Below are 20,294 nucleotides of genomic sequence, written 5' to 3'. Positions count from 1 at the left end.
TACTCTGCGCATGAGCGATCCCAAGAACCTGTTCACGCCTCTGTTCGAGCCGCGCCGCATTGCCCTGATCGGCGCGTCGGCTGACCCAAGCAAGACGACGTCGCGGCCGCAGCGTTTTCTGCGCAAGCACGGCTTTACTGGCGAAATCCTGCCTGTGAATCCCTCGCGCGGCGAAATTCTGGGTGAGAAGGCCTACAGGGATCTCGACGCGATTCCAGGTGACATAGATCACGCCTACATCCTGCTGAATGGCGCCACCGCCGTAGCGGCTCTGGCCGAGTGCGGCCGGCGCGGCGTGAAAGTGGCGTCGATCCTGGCCGGTGGTTTTGCCGATGCGGGTGCAGCCGGCGCTTCGCTGCAGGACGAGCTGACGCGCATCGTGCGCGATACCGGCATACGTCTCGTGGGGCCCAACAGCATCGGCACGGTCAGCACCGATCCCGCCGTGGCGCTGACGGCCAACGCCGCCTTCGCCGTCGACAAGCTGCGGACCGGACGCTGGGCCGTGGTCAGTCAGAGCGGCAGTCTCATCGGCGCGTTGCTCTCGCGTGCCGATGCGCGCGGCATCGGCTTCTCGCGGCTGGTCTCGGTCGGCAACGAAGTCGATCTCGCCGTTGGCGAGATCGCAGACCTGCTGGTCGACGACTCCAAGACGGATGCCATCCTGCTGTTCATGGAGACCCTGCGCGACGGCGAGCGGCTGGCACGTGCGGCGCGGCGTGCTCACGCAGCGGGTAAGCCGGTGATCGCCTACAAGCTTGGCCGGTCGTCGATCGGGCAGGAGCTTGCCAAGTCACATACCGGAGCGATCGCGGGCTCCGACGCCACGTTCGATGCCTTCTGCCATCGGCATGGCATCGCGCGCGTCTCGATGTTCGAGTCCTTGATCGACGTGCCACCGCTCCTCGTGGATCGGCCGCCGTCGCGCGGCAAGCGAGTGGCCGTCGCCACGACTACTGGCGGCGGTGCGGCCATGGTGGTCGACAACATGGCGGTGGCAGGTCTCGACATTGCCGGTCCGCCACGCGCGTTGGTCGACTGGCTGAAGCCGCTGGGGATTGCGGCGGGGGACGGCAAGCTCGTCGATCTCACCCTGGCTGGAGCAAAGCCCGAGATCGTGGCGGGCACGATCGAGCGTTTGCTGGCCGACGATGCCAACGATGCGGTGATCTTCGTCGTGGGCTCCTCTGCACAATTCAACTCCGAGCTGGCGGTCGAGCCGCTGTTGCGCTTCGCCAAATCCGCCAAGCCTTTCGCGGTGGCACTGACACCGGCGGCCGAGAAGTCGCTGGCCCTGCTGACGGCAGCGGGTGTGCCGGCCTTCCGCCATCCCGAATCCTGTGCCGAGGCGATGGCGCTCTGCCTGCTGCGCAAGCCACCGCAGTCGGTGCCTGCTACAGCAGAGCCATCGATCGCCGCATTGGGGGCTTTGGAGGCCGGCCGCGTCTCGGGCTTCGACGAACGGCGGGCCGCCGATCTCTTTGGCGCCCTGGGCGTGCCCATGGCGAAGTCGATGGCCGTGCCCGATGCCAAGCGCATCGTGGCGGCGGTGGCGGAAGTGGGCGCGCCGGTGGTGCTCAAGATCCTGTCGGCCGATATCGCACACAAGACCGAAGCGGGAGGCGTGGCGCTTGGTTTGCAGGATGGTCAAACGGCGGCCATCGCGGCGCGAGAGATGGAGAAGCGGGTGAGAGCCCATGCGCCACAGGCCAAGTTTGACGGCTTCCTGGTGCAGAAGATGGAGCGCGGCCTCGCCGAGGTGATCCTGGGTTTTCGCCGCGATCCATTGGTCGGGCCGACGATCACCGTCGGCCTCGGCGGTGTACTGGCCGAGATCTACAAGGATGCCGCGACGCGGCTTGCACCAGTGGACGAGGCCGAGGCGCGGCAGATGATCGACGAGGTAAAGGGGCTGGCGACCCTGCGCGGCTATCGTAACCTGCCGAAAGGCGACGTCGCCGCTTTGGCGCGCACGATTGCTGCCTTCTCGAACCTGGCGCACAAGACCTTCGACGGCGTGGCCGAGGCCGAGATCAATCCATTGCTGGTGAAGCGCGAGGGCGAAGGGGTGGTCGCCGTCGATGGGCTCGTCGTGCTGCGCTGAGGCTACGCGATGCGTGTTTGCGCGGCGTCAAAGAGCTGGCGAAAATCGTCGAGGACGAAATAGGTACTTTGTAGCCGGTCGATCTCGTAGGGGCGGTGCATGACCGTCGACGCATCGAACGGCAAACGCTCCACGCTCTCTCCCTCGATCGCATGCTTCACTTCGGCGGCGGAGGAGAGAATGCCCGCGCCGTAGGCTTTCAGACCCTGCGGTGTGCGGATCAAACCAAATTCGACGGTGAACCAGTAGAGACGGGCCAGGAGATGGACATTCGGTCCAGCCTCGACGCCGCGGCGGCCATACTCCTGCATGTAGTCGGCGAACACCGGATCGGTCAGCAGCGGCACGTGGCCGAAGAAATCGTGAAACAGATCCGGCTCGACCAGATAGTCGAGTTCCTCACGCTTGCGGATCCACACGGTGACCGGGAAGCGGCGATGCGCCAAGTGGTCATAAAAGGCCGCGTCGGGAATGAGGCCCGGCACGCCGACGACCCGCCAGCCAGTCAGTGGTTCCAGCTTGGCGTTCACCGCCGCGAAGTCGGGGATGGTGTCGCCGATGCCCAGCGTCTCGAGACCGTTCAGAAATTCCGCACAGGCATACTGGCGGGCCAAGGCACTCTGACGCTCTACCAGGAGGCGCCACACCGCCTGCTCCTCATCGGAGTAGTGGTCGGGATGCTGCGTCACCGTCCAGTCCGGCGCCATGCCGGCATAGTCGCCGCGCAGGTTGTCGAGAGGGGCAATGTTCATGCAGGGAATATGGGCCGTCCGGGCAGGTGAATCCGTGCAAAGTTGGCCTTCTGGATGGTCTGAAATAGGGATATTCTCTTGGTGTAGTAACAAAAATAGAGAAATACCCTATGATTGCTCTGGACGACATCGATAAACGTATCGTGAGCGCACTCCAGACTGATGGCCGTCTTCCCATGGTCGAACTTGCGGAGCGCGTGGGCCTTTCGGCAACGCCCTGCCAGCGTCGCGTGAAGCGGCTGGAGGAAGAGGGCGTCATCGGCCGCTATGCCGCTTTGGTATCGCCGCCATCCATCGGCCTCTCGCTGCAGGCGCTGGTGCAGGTCACTCTCGACGATCATTCGGAAAAGACCGTCGAGGCTTTCGAGGTGGCGATCCGCGGACGGCCCGAGGTCGTGGCCTGCTACGCCGTGACCGGCGACATGGATTTCCTGCTGCATGTGCTGACGCCCGACCTGGCGAGCTTCAGCGAATTCGCCATGAAGGCCTTGCTGCGCATGCCGGGGGTTCGCGGCACACGATCGTCATTCATCATGCAGGCGGTGAAGAGTGACCTGGCCTGGGCCCCTCAGCCTGCGCCGCCGAGCACGCGCAAGTAGACAGGGCGGTCGATATTGCCGCCGCTCAGGACGAGGCCTACGCGCTTGCCCTTCATGCGCTCTCGCTCCTGCTGGAGAGCCGCCAGCGCGGCCGCCCCGGCACCTTCCGTGAGCTGGTGCGTGTCTTCGTAGTAGGCGCGCATGGCAGCGCCGATCTCTGCGTCGCTCACCTGCACGATACGGTCCGCGCCTTTCAGGATGATCCCGAGCGCTTCGGCGTCGGGCCCGCGCACGGCCATGCCGTCGGCCATGGTGTCGGCGCTGTTGGTGGCCACGACCTTGCCAGCGGCGAAGGACAGGGCGTAGGCCGCGGCCTCCGTCGAGACGACACCGACCACCTTGGTCGGGAGGCCAAGGGCATCTCGCACGGCGATGGTCCCGCAGATGCCCGATCCCAGGCCGATGGGCACATAGACCGTGTCGAGCGCCGGTGCCGCCCTGAAGAGTTCGAGCGCGTAAGTCGCCACACCACGCACGAGATCGCGATGGAAGGACGGCACCATGGCAAGCCCGCGCTCCTCGGCCAGACGCATGGCGGCATCCTTGGCGGCATCGAAATCATGGCCCGCTTCGACCAGGCTGGCGCCGAAGGCCTTCATGGCGGCATTCTTCTCGACCGAATTGCCGTGGGGCACGACGATGGTGGCCGGAATGCCGACCTTGCTGGCTGCCAGGGCGATGCTCTGCCCGTGATTGCCGCGAGTCGCGCTGATCACGCCCTTGAGGCCAGGCTGCTCGCGCTTTACCCGGTCCATGTAGACCAGCCCGCCGCGGACCTTGAAAGCGCCGGTCGGCGTATGGTTCTCGTGCTTCACCCAGACTTCGCAACCCGTGCGTTTGGCGAGCAGCGGCCATGCATACTGCGCAGTGGGCGGCATCGCGGTCTGGACGATGGCCGCAGCATCTTCGACGTCGGTAAGAGACAACATGCCATCACTTTGGGCTAAGATGCCCGCAGATCCAACCGGAGTACGTGATGCCTGTTCTGCCTCGTGCGCTCGAAATTCAGGGTGAAATTTCCACCATCCGTCGTGACATCCACGCTCATCCTGAGCTGGCGTTCGAGGAAAACCGGACCTCCGACATTGTCGCCGCCAAGCTGCAGGAGTGGGGCTTCGAGGTGACCCGCGGGCTCGGCAAGACCGGCGTGGTCGGCACCTTGCGCAAGGGCAATTCGGTAAAGTCGATCGGGCTGCGCGCCGACATGGACTGCCTGCCGATGGACGAGACCAACGACTTCGAGCACCGCTCGCAGAATGCCGGCCGCATGCATGCCTGCGGTCATGACGGCCACACCGCCATGCTGCTGGGGGCCGCAAAGATGCTAAGCGAAACGAAGAACTTTGAAGGCGCCGTGCATTGCATCTTCCAACCGGCTGAGGAAGGCGGTGGCGGGGCCAAGGTGATGATCGACGACGGCCTGTTCGAGAAGTTTCCCTGCGACGCCGTGTTCGCCATCCACAACAAGCCCGGCTTGCCGGTCGGTCACATCGTGGCCAAGGGCGGGCCGATCCTGGCCTCGGCCGACCGCTGGGACATCCGCATCACGGGCCGCGGCGGCCATGCTGCCCATCCGCACTCGACGCTCGATCCCATGGTCGTCGGCGCCAATATCATCCTCGCCCTGCAGACCATCGTCAGCCGCAACATCGACCCGATCGAGCCTGCGGTCGTGACGGTGGGCTTCTTCAACGCCGGTTCCGCCTACAACGTCATCCCTGGCGGCGCCCATATCGGCGGCACGACGCGCACGACGACGCCGCAGAATCGTGAGCTGGTGAGGCGCCGCATCGACGAGATCTGCGAGGGCGCGGCCCGCATGCACGGCGTCGAGATCGAGGTCGAGCACAAGCCCGGCTATCCGCCGACGGTGAACGATGTCGAGCGCGCCCGCTTTGCCCTAGACGTCGCAGCCGGCGTTTGCGGCGAGCATGCCGCGACCGACAAGGCCGCCTCCCGGATGGGGGCGGAAGACTTTTCCTACATGCTGGAGAAGGTGCCGGGCGCCATGGTGTGGCTGGGCAATGGCGGCGGCAAGGACGCCGTAAGCCTGCACAACTCGCGCTACGACTTCAACGATATGGCGATTCCCTTCGGCGTGAGCTTCTTCGTACGCACCGTCGAGCGCTTCCTCGGCGACGGGAAGGCGGCGTAGGCGACATCGTGCAGAGCGCCGGCTGACAGGTTCGCATGGAGTTCTTTCGAGTCTACGGCCGGGTCATCGGCCTGCTACGGGCCGAGCGCGGGTTGGCGATCGGCCTGGCGTTGGCCAACATCGTGGTGGCGGCACTACAGTTCTACGAGCCGGTCCTGTTCGGCAAGGTCGTCGATCTTCTGGGATCGGCGCGTGACAAGTCCACCGAGGAGCTGTGGCAGGAGGCGACCCAGCTCCTCATCCTCTGGGCTGTCGTCGGGCTTGGCGGCATTGCCGCCAACATCGTGGTCTCGCTGCAGGCCGACCGCATGGCCCACCGCCGGCGTCTGGGCGCCATGGCGAGCTTCTTCGAACATGTGCTGGTGCTGCCCTTCGCCTTTCACCATGGGCAGCATTCGGGGCGCCTGCTCAAGATCATGCTGACGGGCGTCGATCACCTGTTCGGCATCTGGCTGTCCTTCTTTCGCGAGAATCTCGCGACCTTCGTGGCGCTGTTCGTGATGCTGCCGCTCAGCCTGTTCATGAACTGGCGGCTGGGCCTGTTGCTGATCGTGCTGATCATCTTCTTTGCGATCTCCAATGCCTGGGTGGTGAGCCGTACTGACCGCCTGCAACACGAAGTGGAGGACTATCACAGCCAGCTCGCCAGTCGTGCCGGCGACGCACTGGGCAACATCCACCTGATCCAGAGTTTCGTGCGGCTGCGCGCAGAGACGGGCGAGATGCATCGCATCATACGCGAGACTCTGGCGGCACAGTTTCCGGTACTGAATTGGTGGGCGTTGCTGTCGGTGATGACGCGCGCCGCCTCGACGATCACGGTAATCCTGATCTTCGTGCTGGGCACCTGGCTCTACACCAAAGGTGAGGCAACAGTCGGCGAGATCGTGAGCTTCATGGGCTTTGCGACCATGTTGATCAGCCGCATGGATCAGGCCTCGGGCTTTGTCAGCCGCATCTTCTTCCAGATGCCGGCGCTGGCCGACTTCTTCCGGGTGCTCGATTCGCAATCGACGGTGCCGGACAAGCCGAACGGCATCGATATCGGCCGCGCCCGCGGCAACGTTTCCTTCGAGGACATCAATTTCTCCTACGACGGCAAGCGGCCGGCGCTGGTCCATTTCTCCCTGGACGTATCGGCGGGCACCACGGTGGCTTTCGTCGGCCCGACCGGTGCAGGCAAGAGCACGGCGCTGTCGCTGCTGCACCGCATGTGGGATGCCCAGTCGGGCGTGATCCGCATCGACGGCGTCGATCACCGGGACATCAAGCTCGAATCGCTTCGGCGCAACATCGGCGTCGTCTTCCAGGACAGCACGATGTTCTACCGTTCGATTGCCGACAATATGCGCATCGGCAAGCCCAACGCCACCCAGGCTGAGCTCGAGGCCGCGGCCAAGCTCGCTGAGGCGCACGATTTCATCATGCGCCAGCCCAATGGCTACGAGACGATGGTGGGCGAGCGCGGGATGACCCTGTCCGGTGGCGAACGCCAGCGCCTGGCGATCGCCCGGGCACTCCTGAAGGACCCCCCGATCCTGATCCTCGACGAGGCGACCAGTGCGCTCGATTCGGTCACCGAAGCCCGTATCCAGAAGGCGTTGAAGGTGCTGATGCAGGGCCGCACGACCTTCGTGATTGCCCACAGGCTTTCGACCATTCGCGAGGCAAACTTGGTCGTGGTCTTCGAGCATGGCAGGGTCGTCGAGAAGGGCGGCTACAAGGAACTGATCGAGCACGGCGGCGCCTTTTCCCGGCTCGTGGCGACCCAGCAAGCTGGCATCGAGGCAGCCTGAGGCGACTCAATCTGCCTTTTGCATCCGCGGTTCACACAGGTGATGATCGGGCATGCCGGAACCCAAGCCGCGCCTCTATCACGCGCTGTCGTCCTACTATTCCATGATCGCGCGCCTGGCGCTCGTCGAAGGCGGGATCGCCTACGAATCGATGGTGATCGACATCCATTTCAAGATGGTCCAGCAGCAGCCGGACTATGTGCGGCTCAATCCGAACATGACCGTGCCGACGCTGGTGCTGCCGGACCGCATCCTCGACCAGAGCAGGGACATCGCCGAGTACGCGCTAGGCGTCAGCGAAGCGACCATCGATGGCGACACGAAATCCTGGCTCGACCTTCACTACGGCTATCCGATCGAGGAGCTGACCTTCGGCGGGCTTCTCGCCCGCAATCCGATGGCGCGGATCATGATTCCCAAGCGACTCGAGTCGGTCCGTCGTCGCCTCCTCGAACGTGCCGCCCAGAATCCCGACCTCGCCAAGGTCTATGAGGAGCGTGCCGCGGTCTTTGCCGGGCGCATCCACGCCTTCGATCCCGAGGCCGTCGCGCGGCTCTCCGAGAAGCGTCGCGCCGAAGCGGTCGGCTTCATGGATCGGCTCGAGCAGACGCTCCACGATGGCCGTGCCGTACTCGTGCCGCCCGCCTATGGCGCAGCCGACGTGGTCTGGACCGTGTTCCTCGCCCGCATGGAATTCGTCGGCATGGGCGCCGAGCTGCAGAAGCGGCCGGCGCTCGCGCGCTATTGGCGCGCCATGCAGGCGCGCCCGAGCTTTGCCCCTGCAGACATCTGGACGAAATTGCATGTCTTCCGCCTGATTGGAGGGATGCTGGGCGTCGGCTAGGCTATGGCACCGACTGGCATAGAATCTGCCTGATATCCCCTTGGCGGCCGTGAAATGTCCGCCTAAGAGTCGCGGACAGGGAGTCCAGGGGGAACCACATGAGCAAAATCGCCAAACTGCTGGCAAAGCCGCTGGCCGGTGCCACTGCCGTTGCGCTGGTATTGGCAGGCCTGCCTGCCAATGCGCAGACCGCCATCAAGTTCACCCTCGACTGGGTGTTCCAGGGGCCGACCTCGCCGTTCCTCGTGGCGCTGGAGAAGGGCTACTACAAGGCCGAAGGCCTCGACGTCACCATGGATCCCGGCCAGGGCTCGGCCGGTGCGGTCCAGCGTGTCGCGACGGGCGCCTACCAGATCGGCTTCGCCGACGTGAATGCGACCATCGAGTACAACGCCAAGAACCCGGGCAAGGAAGTGCTCTGTGTGTTCATGGCCTACGACTTCGCGCCGTTCGGCGTCTACGCCCTGAAGAAGAGCGGCATCAAGACGCCAAAGGACCTCGAGGGCAAGAAGCTCGGCGCCCCGGTGTTCGACGCCTCGTTCCGTCTCTTCCCGGCCTTCGCCAAGAAGAACGGCATTTCCAAGTGGGAGCATGTCAACCTGACGCCGCAGTTGCGCGAGCAGAGCCTGGTGCAGGGTTCGGTCGACTTCGTCTCCGGCCACTACTTCTCCTCGATGCTGGACCTCAGGGCGCGCGGCGTGGCCTTCGAGGAGATCGTCGCCATGCGCTATGTCGACTTCGGCATGGATGTCTATGGCAACGGCATCGTGATCTCGCCCGAGATGGCCAAGAACGAGAAGGCCGTGAAGGGCTTTGTCGCCGCCACGATCAAGGGCTGGAAGGACGTCATCGCCAATCCGCAGCTCGGCGTCGCCGCCGCCAAGAAGCGCGATCCGCTGATCGACGAGAAGCTCGAACTGGAGCGACTCAAGATCTCGCTGGAGACCAACATCCTGACGCCCTACGTCAAGGCCAACGGCCTGGGCGACGTCGATCCCGCCCGCTTCGCTCGCGCGGTCAAGGAGGTCTCCGAAGCCTATGGGCTGCCCAACGCGCCGGCGCCGGACAAGGTCTTCAGCAACAAGTACCTGCCGCCCAAGGCGGACCGTATGGTTTCCAACTAGGCCGTGGCGTTCGTCGACCTCAGGGGCGTCAGTCTCACTTATCGTCTCGGCAAGGAAAGCACTGTAGCCCTTGCCGATGCGACCTTCGGCATCGACAAGGGCGAGTTCATTGCCGTTGTCGGCCCGTCGGGTTGCGGCAAGTCCACCATCATGAAGCTGGTCACCGGCCTCCTGCCGCCCTCGGGCGGTGAGGTGCATGTGGCCGGCGCCAAGGTCACGGGCCCGATCAAGGGCGTCGGCATGGCGTTCCAGAACCCGACCTTGATGCCGTGGCGGACCACGATGGACAACATCCTCCTGCCCATGGAGGTGGTGGAGCCGCACAAGCGCCGCTTCCGCAGCCATCGCGCCGAGTATGTCGAACGCGGCATGAAGCTCCTGAAGACGGTCGGTCTGCACGACTTCGCCGACAAGTATCCCTGGCAGCTTTCCGGCGGCATGCAGCAGCGCTCGAACCTGTGCCGTGCGCTGATCCATGAACCCGAGCTTTTGATGCTCGACGAGCCGTTCGGCGCCCTCGACGCCTTCACGCGCGAGGAGCTGTGGGGCGTCATGCAGGCGTTGTGGATGGAGAAGCGCTTCACTGGCGTTCTGGTGACGCATGACCTGCGCGAGGCCGTCTATCTCGCCGATACCGTCTATGTCATGAGCCGCCGCCCGGGCCGTATCGTCATGGCCAAGAAGATCGACATTCCGCGCCCACGGACGCTCGCCACCACCTTCGAGCCGCACTTCGTCGATATCGTCCACGAGCTGCGCGACCGCATCCACCAGGAGCACGCATGACCGAGCTCCGTCGCGAGGCGCTAAAGATCGCCATGCCGTGGCTGGTCCTGGCCGGCCTGCTGATCGTGTGGGAGATCGCCTGCGTCGTCTTCGCCGTTCCCGAGATCATCCTGCCGAGGCCCAGCAAGGTCTTCGCGGTCTTCTTCCAGCGCTTCGACATCTTGATGGCCTATTCCTGGGACACGCTGTGGACCACGATGATCGGGTTCCTGCTGGCCATTGCCGGCGGCCTCCTGATGGGGCTGGCGATCGGGGCATCGCCGTTCGTCTATTCCGGCCTCTATCCACTGCTGATCGCCTTCAATGCGATTCCCAAGGTGGCGATCGTCCCGATCCTGATGATCTGGGTCGGCGTCGGTTCGCTGCCGGCCGTTATCACGGCCTTCGCGATCAGCTTCTTCCCGATCGTGGTCAACGTCGCCACGGGTCTCGCCACGATCGAACCCGAGATGCGCGATGTGTTGAGGAGCCTCGGCGCCACGCGGCTGGAGATCCTGACCAAGGTCGGCATCCCGCGTGCCATGCCTTACCTGTTCGCCAGCCTCAAGGTGGCCATCACGCTCGCCTTCATCGGCTCGGTGATCTCCGAGACGGTGGGTGGCAACAACGGCATCGGCTTCCTGATGCTGTCAGCCAGCGCGCGCAACGATGCGCCCACGACCTTCGCCGGCCTGTTCGCGATCGCGATCATGGGCGTGCTGATGTACGCGGTCTGCGCCATGATTGAGAAGCGTATGACGCGCTGGGCCTTCCGCGGCGAAATCGTAAGCTGAGAGCGACGCCTTAGGTCTGGGCGTCGAAGAAGGCGTCGGCGTCCTCGACTTCGACCAGCCGGCCCTTGCGGATTTCGAGGAACCGCGTCGCCACGGTCCGCGTGAAAAAGCGGTCGTGGCTGACGAACAGGCAGGAAACATCGCTCTTCTCGAGCTGTTCCTCGAGATCCTCCTGACCTTCGATGTCGAGATGGTTGGTGGGCTCGTCCAGTACGTAGAAGTTGGGTCGCAACAGCTTCATCTTCAGGAACACCAGCCGCGCGCGTTCGCCGTGACTCAGCACGCCGATCGGTTCGCCGAGGCGCGCGAAAGCAAAGCCGGCGCCGGCAAGATGACGGATCGCGTCCTTCTCGGTGATGCCATCGGCTTCCACGACATAGTCGAGGATTGATTGCTTGGTCGGCAGGTCGTTCATGGTCTGGTCGAAATAGACCAGCCGGCAGGCCGGATTGAACCGCACCGTGGCCTGACCGTCATAGTGTTCGCGCGTCGGATCGAAGGCGGCCGCCAGGGTTGCCAGCAGGGTTGACTTGCCGGCGCCGTTGACGCCCAGCAGCGCCACGCGCTCGCCAGCAGCGACGGCCAGCCGGTCGATGGCGATCAGCTTGCGGTCCGAACCCGGTACGGTGACATCGAGGCCGGAGAGCCGCAGCGCTACGCGGGCGTCGATGTCGCCATCGGCCAGCTCGAGCCGGCGTTCGCGCGCGACATAGGTCTGCGTGCGCTCCTTTTCGATGCGCGCGATGCGGCTTTCGACGGCGTTCTTGCGCTTGTTGAGATCGGGGTTCTTGACCGCCCAGACCTTGTAGCGTGCCGCGGCCTGCTCTAGCCGCTTGATCTCCTTGTCTTCCTGGCGTGCCCGGGTCGCCGCTGTGGCGTCGCGGCGCAGCAGTTCCTCGCGGGCGATCGAGAAGCGCGTCTTGAAAGTGTGTACGCCATCGCTGCGCAGGAAGAGGGTGCGCTCGGTCACGCGGTCGAGGAACTCACGGTCGTGGCTCACGATCAGCATCGGCACCGCGAAGTCGGTCGTGAGCCAGCGTTCCAAGGTGTTGATGTTGGCGAGGTCGAGATGGTTGGTCGGCTCGTCGAGCACCAAGATGTCCGGCTCTTCCAGCCGCGCCGCCGCCGCGATCAGCAGCAGCCGCTGCCAGCCGCCGGACAGGGTACCGAACGGCTTGTCGAGCGTCTCCTGGGCGACGCCGATCTCGTCGAACAGCACGTCGATGCGCCAATAGTCGCCGTCCTGGCCAGCCCGCATCAGGGCATCGCCCAGCACGTCGCGCACCGGCCGTCCCGCAAGAGCCTCCGGAATGTCCTGCGGCACTTGGCCGATGCGGAGCCCGCGGGAGCGGATCACCTGACCGGCATTGAGTTCGAGCGCGCCCGTCAGGCACTTGAGCAGGGTCGACTTGCCGGCGCCGTTCTCGCCAACCAGTGCCGTGCGCGCATCGTCCAGCAGGAACGATACGTTCTCGAAAACGCGGCCCGAGCCGTAGAAGAACGAGGCCTGCTCCATGCCGAGCACGGCCTGACGCGACGCCATGACAAGTCCTGGGGATCAGGAGACGAGGGCGCCATCCTGGGCGATGACGCGCCCCGCCTTTACCACCAGCTTGCGCCGTCGGCGAGTGGCGACGGCCTCCGCCAGGCTCTCGGCCTCGACCGCGACGAAGTCGGCGGGGCCACCAGCTCGGAGACCATAGTCGGGGAGGCCGAGCACGCGGGCACCGGCGTCCGTTACCATCTCGAAGGCGAGCGCCAGTTCGTGGTCGTGCCGGAAGTTGGCGCGATAGGCGATCATCATGGCGCGGTCCAGCATGTCGCCGTTGCCAAAGGGCGACCAGGCATCGCGAATATTGTCGGAGCCACCGAACACCTCGACGCCATGCTCCTTCAGGAGCTTGAGCGGCGGGATCGTGGCGCCACCCGGCCCATGGCTCATGATGGCGATGCGGGCCGTGGCCAGCACATCGGCCGTTCGGGCGGCGCTGTCCGTCGGAACGGAGCCTAGGGCGAAGGCATGGCTGATGGCCACCTTGCCCTGCAGGCCGGCCGCTTCGGTACGTTGAGCAATGGCCAGCATCTGCGCGATACCGCTCTCGCCGCCGTCATGCAGGTGGATATCGACCCCGACGCCGTGCTTCGCTGCGACGCCGAAGATCGCATCGAGGTGACCGTCAAGATCGCCGTCGATGCCCACTGGGTCGAGCCCGCCGACGAGGTCGGCGCCCTCACCGATTGCAGCATCGAGCAGTTCCGTCGTACCGGGCGAGCGCAGCACGCCGCTTTGCGGGAACGCCACGATCTCGATGGTGACGAGATCGCGGAAACGCTCGCGGACCTTCAGTATTTCCTGGAGATTGCGCAGCCCGAGCTGGTTGTCGATGTCGACATGCGTACGCATGTGCAGCGTGCCGCTCGCCATCACCTGACGCACCAGGTTCGAGCCGGTCTCGACTTCCGGCAGGGTCCGGGCGGCGCGCACCTTGCGTTCGGCTTCGATGCGGTCGGCGACACGATTGCCCGTGGCCTGGTTCGGCACCCAGGGCAGGCCGAGCAGTGTCTTGTCGAGGTGGATATGCCCGTCGACCAGGGGCGGCATGACGAAAGCGCCGCCGAGGTCGATGGTGTCCTTGCCAGTCGGCGGGGCCGAGATCGGGAGGAGGGCGGTGATCCGCCCTCCCTCGACCTCGATGTGATGCTGACTGCCGTCGGGCAGCCTGGCGTTGGCGTAGCGCACGGACCTTACGCTTGCTTTGGCGCGCCTACTTCGCCGCGACTTCGCCCGCTTCCTTGCGCGTCTGGTTGACGGCGGCGCGGGCGGCCTGGGCCATCAGGCCGCTGTCGTTGGCGATGGTGACCAGACGGAAGCCCTTGCCGATCATCTTGGCGGCATAGGAGGCCGTCCCGTTGTGCAGGCCGGCGAACTGGCCGCGCTTCTTGGTGGCCGCCAGCAGCTTGTCGTAGATCGTGAGGATCTGCGGCTCTTCGCGGTCGAGCATGGGCTTCAGGCCAAGCGACAGGCCGAGGTCGGACGGTCCGACATAGATGCCGCTGATGCCCGGCACATCGAGAATGGCGTCGATATTGTCGATCGCTTCCTGCGTCTCGATCATCGGGATGACCAGGACTTCGTCGTTGGCCGTCGCCTGATAGGGCGTCGCTTCGCCGTAGGCGCCGGCGCGGATCGGGCCGTTGGAGCGCTTGCCCTTGGGCGGATAGAGGCAATAGGAAACCAGAGCCTTGGCTTCGGTGACATTGTTCACCATGGGGCAGATCACGCCCCAGGCGCCGCCGTCCAGCACCTTGCCGACGATGCCGGGTTCGTTCCACGGCACGCGCACCAGCGGCGTTATCGGATGCTTGTCCATCGCCTGGAAGCAGCGGACCATCGAATGGTAGTCCTGCACGCCGTGCTGCATGTCGACGGTGACGCTGTCCCAGCCGCACTGCGCCATGGTTTCGGCCGAGAAGCCGTCGGGGATCGCCAGCCAGCCGTTAACGCAAGCTTTGCCCGCCTGCAGCCGCTTCTTCAGCATATTCGTCGACATCAGTCCGTTTCCTTCCCTCGGGAGTCGTTGAAGACGGTTGGATCATAAGCCCGTCGACAAAAGGGAAGCCATTTTCTTGTATCGCTGGGCGGCTCGGCGCGGTGTTCAGCCCTTCACTGCGCCCGCAGATAGGCCCTCGACGATGTACTTCTGCAGCAGCGCCACCAGGATCACCGTCGGCGCGAGTGCCAGCAGGCAGATCGCCATCATGAGGTTGAAGAAGACATGGACGTCGCCGACCAGGCTGGCGATGACCACGGGCAGCGTCATGACGTTAGGCCGGGCATTCAGGATCAAGGGGATCAGCAGCTCGTGCCAGGAAATGATGAACATGATGACTCCGCAGGCTGCGAGCGCCGGCGTCGCCAGTGGCAACACGATGTGCACGAAGGCGCTGAACCGGGAACATCCGTCGATGCGCGCTGCTTCTTCGAGTTCGGCGGGAATCGTGTCGAAGTAGGGCGCGAGGATCAGGATCGCATAGGGCAGGAGAAAGCCGGTCTCCGCGATGATGACGCCCGAGAGCGAGTTGAGCTGTCCAACCGACCGCATGACCACATACAGCGGAATCATCAGCACGATCACCGGCACGAAGCGCGCGACGATGTTGGCCTGCAGCAGGAAAAGGGTCCAGCGGAAACGCTGGCGAGCGATGGTGTAGGCCGATAGCGACCCGAAGAGCAGCGTCAGGAACGTCACCGAACCTGCCACGATCGCGGAGTTCAGGAACGCCGTGTAGAAATTCTTGATGTTGTCCGGCAGATAGGTGACCTGCTCGAAGATGCGGCCCTTTTGCTCGCCCTTGGTGAGGATGACCGTGAAGTTGTCGAGGGTGAATTCCAGCGGCAGCACGCGGCGCGTATCGGCCTGAAGAGCCTTCTCCGACTGGATGCTGCCGATCAGCACCGCCACCAGCGGCAGCAGGATGAAGGCGATCACCATCAGGTTGGCGATATGAAGCATGAGCTTCGCGGTGCGCGAGGTGGCGAACATCAGAGCGTCACCCGCCGATAGACCATGCGCATGTAGACCAAAGCGATGATGCCGATCATCAAGGTCAGGATGAAGGCCGATGCCGAGCCCATGCCGAAATTGTTCGGCGGCGAGAAGGTGATCTTGTAGCTGTACCAGGCAGCGACCCAGGTGGCGTCGCCCGGACCGCCCTGGGTGATGGCGAGGATTTCCTCGAAGACCGCGAAGGCGAAGGCGGTGCGCAGCACCAGGATGATCGCGATGATTGGCCGGAGTAGCGGCAGGGTGATGTGCCAGAAACGATGCCACGCTCTGGCGCCGTCGACGGCTGCCGCCTCGTAGAGTTCTCGTGGGATGCCTTGCAAGGCCGCATGTACCAGGATGATCGCGAAGGGCAGGGTTCGCCAGATATAGGGCACGGTAACGGCATAGAGCGCCGTATCGGGATTGCCCGCCCAATTGATCGGATCGTCGATCAGCCCGAGGGAAAACAGGATCCGGTTCAGGAAGCCGAACTGGAAGCTGTAGAGGAACGACCAGATCAGGCCGTTGGCGATCGGCGGGATGGCGTAGGGCAGCAGGATCAGGAAACGCGTGATCCTCGATGTCCAGATGCCTGTCTGATTGAGCAGCAGCGCGATCAATACTGCCAGCACGACCTCGCTGCCGACGGTGATGGCGGTGAAGATCGACGTGTTCTTGATCGCGATCCAGAACAGGGGATCTTCGAGCACGCGGCTGTAATTGTCCCAGCCATTGAACGTGAATACACCACGTCGAAGTTGCGCGAGACCGACCTGATGGACGGACAGGTAGGCCGCGTAGATCACCGGATAGGCGAGGACCAGGCCGAGAAAGAACAAGGTCGGCACGTTCATGAAGAACGCGAAGCTGCCGGCCGACATCTCGCGCTGGTACCAGGGCCTACGGCCCGTTCGCGCGATCGACAGTGCGGGCGCCTGAGTCGTCAGGGGATCAGACCTTGCGCTTGGCGTCGGCAATGCCCTTGATCAGATTGTCACAGCATTGGTCGGCCGTGATCTGACCGGTGAGGCATTTCTGGACCTCGATGTTGAGCTGATCGGTCCAGGGGAAATGCCACGGCTGATAGACCGATGAACAGACTTCGCCGATGTAAGCCGCCTGGTCCCAGATCTTGAGGATGGCGGGGACATCGCCCCACGGCGCCCAGCCTTGCTTCACCGCATCGCTGTTCATTACCGAGGTGTAACCCGAGCCCAGCATCGCGTCCTTCGCGAGACTGACGGCCTGCGTGTAGTTGCCATCCTTAGTCTTGCCGCCGAGATACTGCAGCAGCTTCCAGCCCCATTCCTTGTCGCGCGTGGCCGACGTGAGGAAGTAGACGTGCGTGACGCCGATCGTCTTACCCTCGCCCGGCGAGCCGTGGACCTTGACCTTACCGGCGATGGGCGACTGCGCCGGATCGTTGACGACGTTCAGCCCGTAATGGTGATTGGGACCGCGGTAGAGGTTCTTGCCGGCACCGAATGCCTTGGCCGACGTGGTGAACTGGACCTTGAGCGATTCGGGGTCGGAGATGTCGAGTCCCTTCTCGAAGGTGTTCGCCCACCATTTTAGCGTCTCGCGGGCGACCGAGCCCGCGCCCAGCATGTGATTGCCTTGCTTGTCGAAGAAGGTGCCGCCGCGGTTCCAGGTCATCTGGTACCAGGTGCCCGGCAGCTGCTCGAGACCGACGCCCGCGACCCAGAGGACGGGATAGCGTGACACGCCATCCTTCTTTGCCTTCACGCAATGCTCGATGAATTCATCGTAGGTGGCGAAAGGCTTGTCGATCTTCAGTTTCTCCAGCATGTCGGCGTAGTAGTTCCACACCCACACCGCGGAGAAGTAGGGCAGACCCATCGTCTTGCCGTTCACGGTCGCGACCTGCTTGGTGAAGGGCGTGAAGTCCTTGATGTAGTCGGCAGCGCCGGGAAGGCTGTCGATCGGCTCGACCAGGCCTTGATTGACGAAGTTCGGAAATGAAAACGGCGAGGACTGCGAGACGTCGATCTTCTCGCCGGCCGCGAACATCGTCGTCAGCTTGGTGGGATGGTCGTTGAACGACGAGATGGTCGAGTCGACCTTGACGCCCCAATCCGCTTCGAACTGTTTGGCGATGCGTGTGTAGATGTCGCCGTAGGTCCAGACGACGAAGTTGAGGCGATCAACTTTGCTGCGTGGCGCCTGGCTCCAGGGGCCGGCGGACTGGCCGAAAGCTCGGCCTGTCGACCCAAGCAGACCGAGGCCCGCTGTGGTGGCCAGTACGCGGCGGCGACTCAACTCCCACTTACCGATGACCTCGTCACTCATGTGATAGCCCCCAGGTCCGGGTGATGGCCGTGTCGAGACGAATGGCACTCGGCACGAAGCCGACAACGTCGAGTGAACGAAAGCCTATCATCCGGGTGCCACCAGACATAGGTGCAACCCAGCAAAAAGTAGGCCACGGTGGATTACTCGTCAGGAGGCAGGTGAGACGAACACATGCAGCTATTGTCTTTGCAAGCCGGTCGGCTCTCGGTCGACCTTGCACCGGAAGCCGGAGGGTCGATCGCGCGCTTTGCCGTGCTGGGGGAAGCCAACTCGGCCGGCGATGTGCTGCGGCCCGCCACGGAGGCGGCATTGGCGTCAGGCACGGGAAAGGACAGCGGCTGCTATCCGCTGGTGCCATTTTCCAATCGCATCGCGAACGGGAAACTCCTCTTCGGCGGCGAGCAGATTGACGTGCCGCTCAACTGGCCAGGCGTGCGCCACCCAATGCACGGCGATGGCTGGTCACATGCCTGGACGGTCGGTCGCCACGATGGTCGTTCGGTCGAGCTGATTTATGAGCACAATGGCCTCTCGGGCTGGCCGTTCCGCTATCGGGCCCGCCAGACCTTCGTGCTCGACGAAGCGGGGCTGGTGACCGGCATGTCGATCGAGAATCTCGAAGATCGCGACGTACCGGCGGGACTGGGCCTGCATCCCTACTTTCCGCGCGATGCCGAGACCGAGCTGACCTGCCGGCTGCGCGGCGTCTGGGAGACCGATGCCGAGGTCCTGCCGCTGAAACATGTGCCGGTGCCTCCGGCGTGGGATTTCTCCAGCGGGCGCCGCGTCGCAGGGCTGGGGCTTGACCATTGTTTCGATGGTTGGGACGGGCACGCCACCATTGCCTGGCCGCGCCGGGGTATGCGGCTGGAACTCTCCGCCACGGAGGCGTTCCGCCATCTGGTGATCTATGTTCCCGACGGCCAGACGTTCTTTTGCATCGAACCGGTGAGCCATGCCAACGGTGCCGTCGGGAAGACCCGGCTGGCTGCCGGAGCGACGTTCGCGGGTGAGATCGCCTTCCGTCTTTCGTTTTCGTGAGGAAGTCATGTCGCAGTTCGCCTCCTATCCCAGCCTCGCCGGCCGGCCCGTCCTCGTCTCTGGTGGCGGCTCGGGCATCGGTGCTTCGATCGTCGAGCATTTTGCGGAGCAGGGCGCCAAGGTAGGCTTTGTCGATATCGACGAAGCGGCTTCCGTGGCGCTGGTCGACCAGATCAAGGCCGCGGGCCATCCGGCACCGCTCTTTGCCAAGGCGGACGTGCGCGATCTCGCCGCCTACCAAGCGACGATCGACGGCATGGCAGGCAAGCTCGGTGCCTTCAAGGTACTGGTGAACAATGCGGCCCGCGACGACCGTCATACGATCGACCAAGTGACTCCCGCCTTCTGGGACGAGCGCATCGCGGTCAATCTGCGCCACCAATACTTTGCCATCCAGTCCGTGGTGCCCGGCATGAAGAAGGCCGGCGGCGGTTCGATCATCAATTTCAGCTCGGTGAGCTATCACGCGATGACGCCGCAACTCTCTGTCTATCAGGCGGCCAAGGCTGCGGTGATCGGCATGACGCGCGGCCTCGCTCGCGATCTCGGACCTGACAACATCCGCCTCAATTCGCTGACGCCGGGCTGGATCATGACCCAGCGCCAGATCGATCTCTGGCTGACCCCGGAGGCCGAAGCCGCCCTGATGGTCGCGCAGTGTCTCAAGGAGAAGATCTATCCCCCCGATATCGCGCGCATGGTGCTGTGGCTGGCGGCCGACGACAGCCGGCTTGTGACGGCGCAGAATTTCGTGGTCGACGGAGGCCGGATGTGAGCCTGGCCTTGGCCTCCCTCCCGGTGCGCATCTATCGCGGCTGGTTCAATTTGATCCGCCACCTGTTGCCACCGACGCTCTATTTCTTCGTCGCCTTCAACCTGATCTCGCTCACGACCGACCTGCTGGTCCATGACTACTGGTTCCGGCTGTCAAACTTCATGCTGGCCAGCACGACGGCACTGGTCGTCGGCAAGGTTGTTCTGGTCGTGGACAAGGTCCGCCTGATCGACAAGTTCCGTGGCGCACCCCTGATCCAACCGATCCTGTACAAGACGGTCTTCTATTCCTTCGTCGTCCTGCTGGTGCGCTTCTTTGAAAAATTGCTGCACTTTGCCTTCGACACGGGCGGCTTCGGATCGGCCTTCCAGACTGAGATGGCCGCCTTCAACTGGCATCGCTTCGTGGCAGTCCATCTGTGGATCTTCATCTGCTTCCTGATTTACGTGACTGCCACCGAGTTGAACGCGCTGGTGGGCGACGGCCAGCTCAAGCGCCTGTTTTTCCATCACCGGTCTTCGGAGTACCGGCTGACGCGCCGTCAGCATATCCGCGCGCTCATCGAGATCAGCCGATTGGCGGAGAATACGCCACGCGAACAGCTCCTCGATTCCGCGACTCCTCAGGGCATGCGGCTGGTCACCCTCATCGATAGACTGCGCAAGCGTCAGCCGGTCTGAGGAGA

The 20,294-nt window shown here is 64.0% G+C and carries 19 protein-coding genes; 11 read left to right on the top strand and 8 right to left on the bottom strand.

The window, feature by feature from the left end; all coding sequences use genetic code 11:
- Nucleotides 1–10 precede the first annotated feature (10 nt).
- Nucleotides 11–2,104 (top strand): acetate--CoA ligase family protein, encoded by a 2,094-nt coding sequence (locus tag EPO50_RS02150; protein WP_296340991.1) that lies wholly within the window; start codon nucleotides 11–13, stop codon nucleotides 2,102–2,104.
- 2 nt (nucleotides 2,105–2,106) lie between these two features.
- Here EPO50_RS02150 and phhA read toward each other — a convergent pair whose 3' ends face one another.
- Nucleotides 2,107–2,856, bottom strand: coding sequence for a phenylalanine 4-monooxygenase (gene phhA, locus EPO50_RS02145; protein WP_296340990.1), 750 nt, complete (start codon nucleotides 2,854–2,856; stop codon nucleotides 2,107–2,109).
- A 110-nt stretch (nucleotides 2,857–2,966) separates the two neighbouring features.
- On the opposite strand from phhA, the gene EPO50_RS02140 reads away from it, so the two are divergent.
- Nucleotides 2,967–3,455, top strand: coding sequence for an Lrp/AsnC family transcriptional regulator (locus EPO50_RS02140; protein WP_296340989.1), 489 nt, complete (start codon nucleotides 2,967–2,969; stop codon nucleotides 3,453–3,455).
- On the opposite strand, the gene EPO50_RS02135 is transcribed toward EPO50_RS02140, so the two are convergent.
- Nucleotides 3,425–4,384 (bottom strand): threonine dehydratase, encoded by a 960-nt coding sequence (locus tag EPO50_RS02135; protein WP_296340988.1) that lies wholly within the window; start codon nucleotides 4,382–4,384, stop codon nucleotides 3,425–3,427. The two genes, EPO50_RS02140 and EPO50_RS02135, sit on opposite strands and share 31 nt — an antisense overlap.
- A 47-nt stretch (nucleotides 4,385–4,431) precedes the next feature.
- Between EPO50_RS02135 and EPO50_RS02130 the strand changes: the two genes are divergently transcribed.
- The 6 genes from EPO50_RS02130 (at nucleotide 4,432) to EPO50_RS02105 (ending at nucleotide 10,933) form a co-directional block, all read left to right on the top strand.
- Nucleotides 4,432–5,610 (top strand): M20 aminoacylase family protein, encoded by a 1,179-nt coding sequence (locus EPO50_RS02130; RefSeq protein ID WP_296340987.1) that lies wholly within the window; start codon nucleotides 4,432–4,434, stop codon nucleotides 5,608–5,610.
- A gap of 35 nt (nucleotides 5,611–5,645) precedes the next feature.
- Nucleotides 5,646–7,406: a glucan ABC transporter ATP-binding protein/ permease gene (locus EPO50_RS02125; protein ID WP_296340986.1), complete on the top strand. Its 1,761-nt coding sequence runs from the start codon at nucleotides 5,646–5,648 to the stop codon at nucleotides 7,404–7,406.
- A 52-nt stretch (nucleotides 7,407–7,458) separates the two neighbouring features.
- Nucleotides 7,459–8,250: a glutathione S-transferase family protein gene (locus EPO50_RS02120; protein WP_296340985.1), complete on the top strand. Its 792-nt coding sequence runs from the start codon at nucleotides 7,459–7,461 to the stop codon at nucleotides 8,248–8,250.
- Nucleotides 8,251–8,348: 98 nt separating this feature from the next.
- Nucleotides 8,349–9,374, top strand: a complete 1,026-nt coding sequence (locus EPO50_RS02115; protein ID WP_296340984.1) for an ABC transporter substrate-binding protein — start codon at nucleotides 8,349–8,351, stop codon at nucleotides 9,372–9,374.
- Between the two features lie 3 nt (nucleotides 9,375–9,377).
- Nucleotides 9,378–10,160 (top strand): ABC transporter ATP-binding protein, encoded by a 783-nt coding sequence (locus EPO50_RS02110; protein WP_296340983.1) that lies wholly within the window; start codon nucleotides 9,378–9,380, stop codon nucleotides 10,158–10,160.
- Nucleotides 10,157–10,933, top strand: coding sequence for an ABC transporter permease (locus EPO50_RS02105; protein ID WP_296340982.1), 777 nt, complete (start codon nucleotides 10,157–10,159; stop codon nucleotides 10,931–10,933). The genes EPO50_RS02110 and EPO50_RS02105 overlap by 4 nt, the downstream gene beginning before the upstream one ends.
- A gap of 10 nt (nucleotides 10,934–10,943) precedes the next feature.
- Here the strand turns inward: EPO50_RS02105 and EPO50_RS02100 are convergent, their stop codons facing one another.
- From EPO50_RS02100 to EPO50_RS02075, 6 genes are all read right to left on the bottom strand, one after another.
- A complete protein-coding gene (locus tag EPO50_RS02100) occupies nucleotides 10,944–12,476 on the bottom strand; it encodes an ABC-F family ATP-binding cassette domain-containing protein (RefSeq protein WP_296340981.1) in 1,533 nt (510 codons plus the stop codon).
- A gap of 15 nt (nucleotides 12,477–12,491) precedes the next feature.
- On the bottom strand, nucleotides 12,492–13,673 hold the full coding sequence (locus EPO50_RS02095; protein ID WP_296340980.1) for an amidohydrolase family protein: 1,182 nt from the start codon (nucleotides 13,671–13,673) through the stop codon (nucleotides 12,492–12,494).
- Nucleotides 13,674–13,698: 25 nt separating this feature from the next.
- A complete protein-coding gene (locus EPO50_RS02090; RefSeq protein WP_296340979.1) occupies nucleotides 13,699–14,484 on the bottom strand; it encodes an aldolase/citrate lyase family protein in 786 nt (261 codons plus the stop codon).
- A 105-nt stretch (nucleotides 14,485–14,589) separates the two neighbouring features.
- Nucleotides 14,590–15,477, bottom strand: coding sequence for a carbohydrate ABC transporter permease (locus EPO50_RS02085; protein WP_296340978.1), 888 nt, complete (start codon nucleotides 15,475–15,477; stop codon nucleotides 14,590–14,592).
- A complete protein-coding gene (locus tag EPO50_RS02080; protein ID WP_296340977.1) occupies nucleotides 15,477–16,361 on the bottom strand; it encodes a carbohydrate ABC transporter permease in 885 nt (294 codons plus the stop codon). Before EPO50_RS02080 ends, EPO50_RS02085 begins: the two co-directional genes overlap by 1 nt.
- Before the next feature lie 70 nt (nucleotides 16,362–16,431).
- The gene (locus EPO50_RS02075) at nucleotides 16,432–17,790 is read right to left on the bottom strand and encodes an extracellular solute-binding protein (protein WP_296340976.1); all 1,359 of its coding nucleotides are present in this window, start codon (nucleotides 17,788–17,790) and stop codon (nucleotides 16,432–16,434) included.
- A 174-nt stretch (nucleotides 17,791–17,964) separates the two neighbouring features.
- Between EPO50_RS02075 and EPO50_RS02070 the strand changes: the two genes are divergently transcribed.
- Genes EPO50_RS02070 through EPO50_RS02060 form a run of 3 tightly spaced genes read left to right on the top strand, consistent with a single transcriptional unit; the run spans nucleotide 17,965 to nucleotide 20,289 of the window.
- Entirely contained in the window at nucleotides 17,965–18,834 is an 870-nt protein-coding gene (locus tag EPO50_RS02070) for an aldose 1-epimerase (RefSeq protein WP_296340975.1), read from the top strand.
- A gap of 7 nt (nucleotides 18,835–18,841) precedes the next feature.
- Nucleotides 18,842–19,609, top strand: a complete 768-nt coding sequence (locus tag EPO50_RS02065; protein WP_296340974.1) for an SDR family NAD(P)-dependent oxidoreductase — start codon at nucleotides 18,842–18,844, stop codon at nucleotides 19,607–19,609.
- Nucleotides 19,606–20,289 carry a hypothetical protein gene (locus EPO50_RS02060; RefSeq protein ID WP_296340973.1) on the top strand — a complete coding sequence of 228 codons (684 nt, stop codon included), beginning with the start codon at nucleotides 19,606–19,608 and terminating at the stop codon, nucleotides 20,287–20,289. Before EPO50_RS02065 ends, EPO50_RS02060 begins: the two co-directional genes overlap by 4 nt.
- The last annotated feature ends 5 nt before the right edge of the window (nucleotides 20,290–20,294 follow it).

This window comes from Reyranella sp. (genome assembly GCF_004297405.1).
Lineage (GTDB): Bacteria > Pseudomonadota > Alphaproteobacteria > Reyranellales > Reyranellaceae > Reyranella.
Note: the sequence above shows the minus strand (reverse complement) of the source record. Positions and strands in the feature narration are given on the sequence as shown.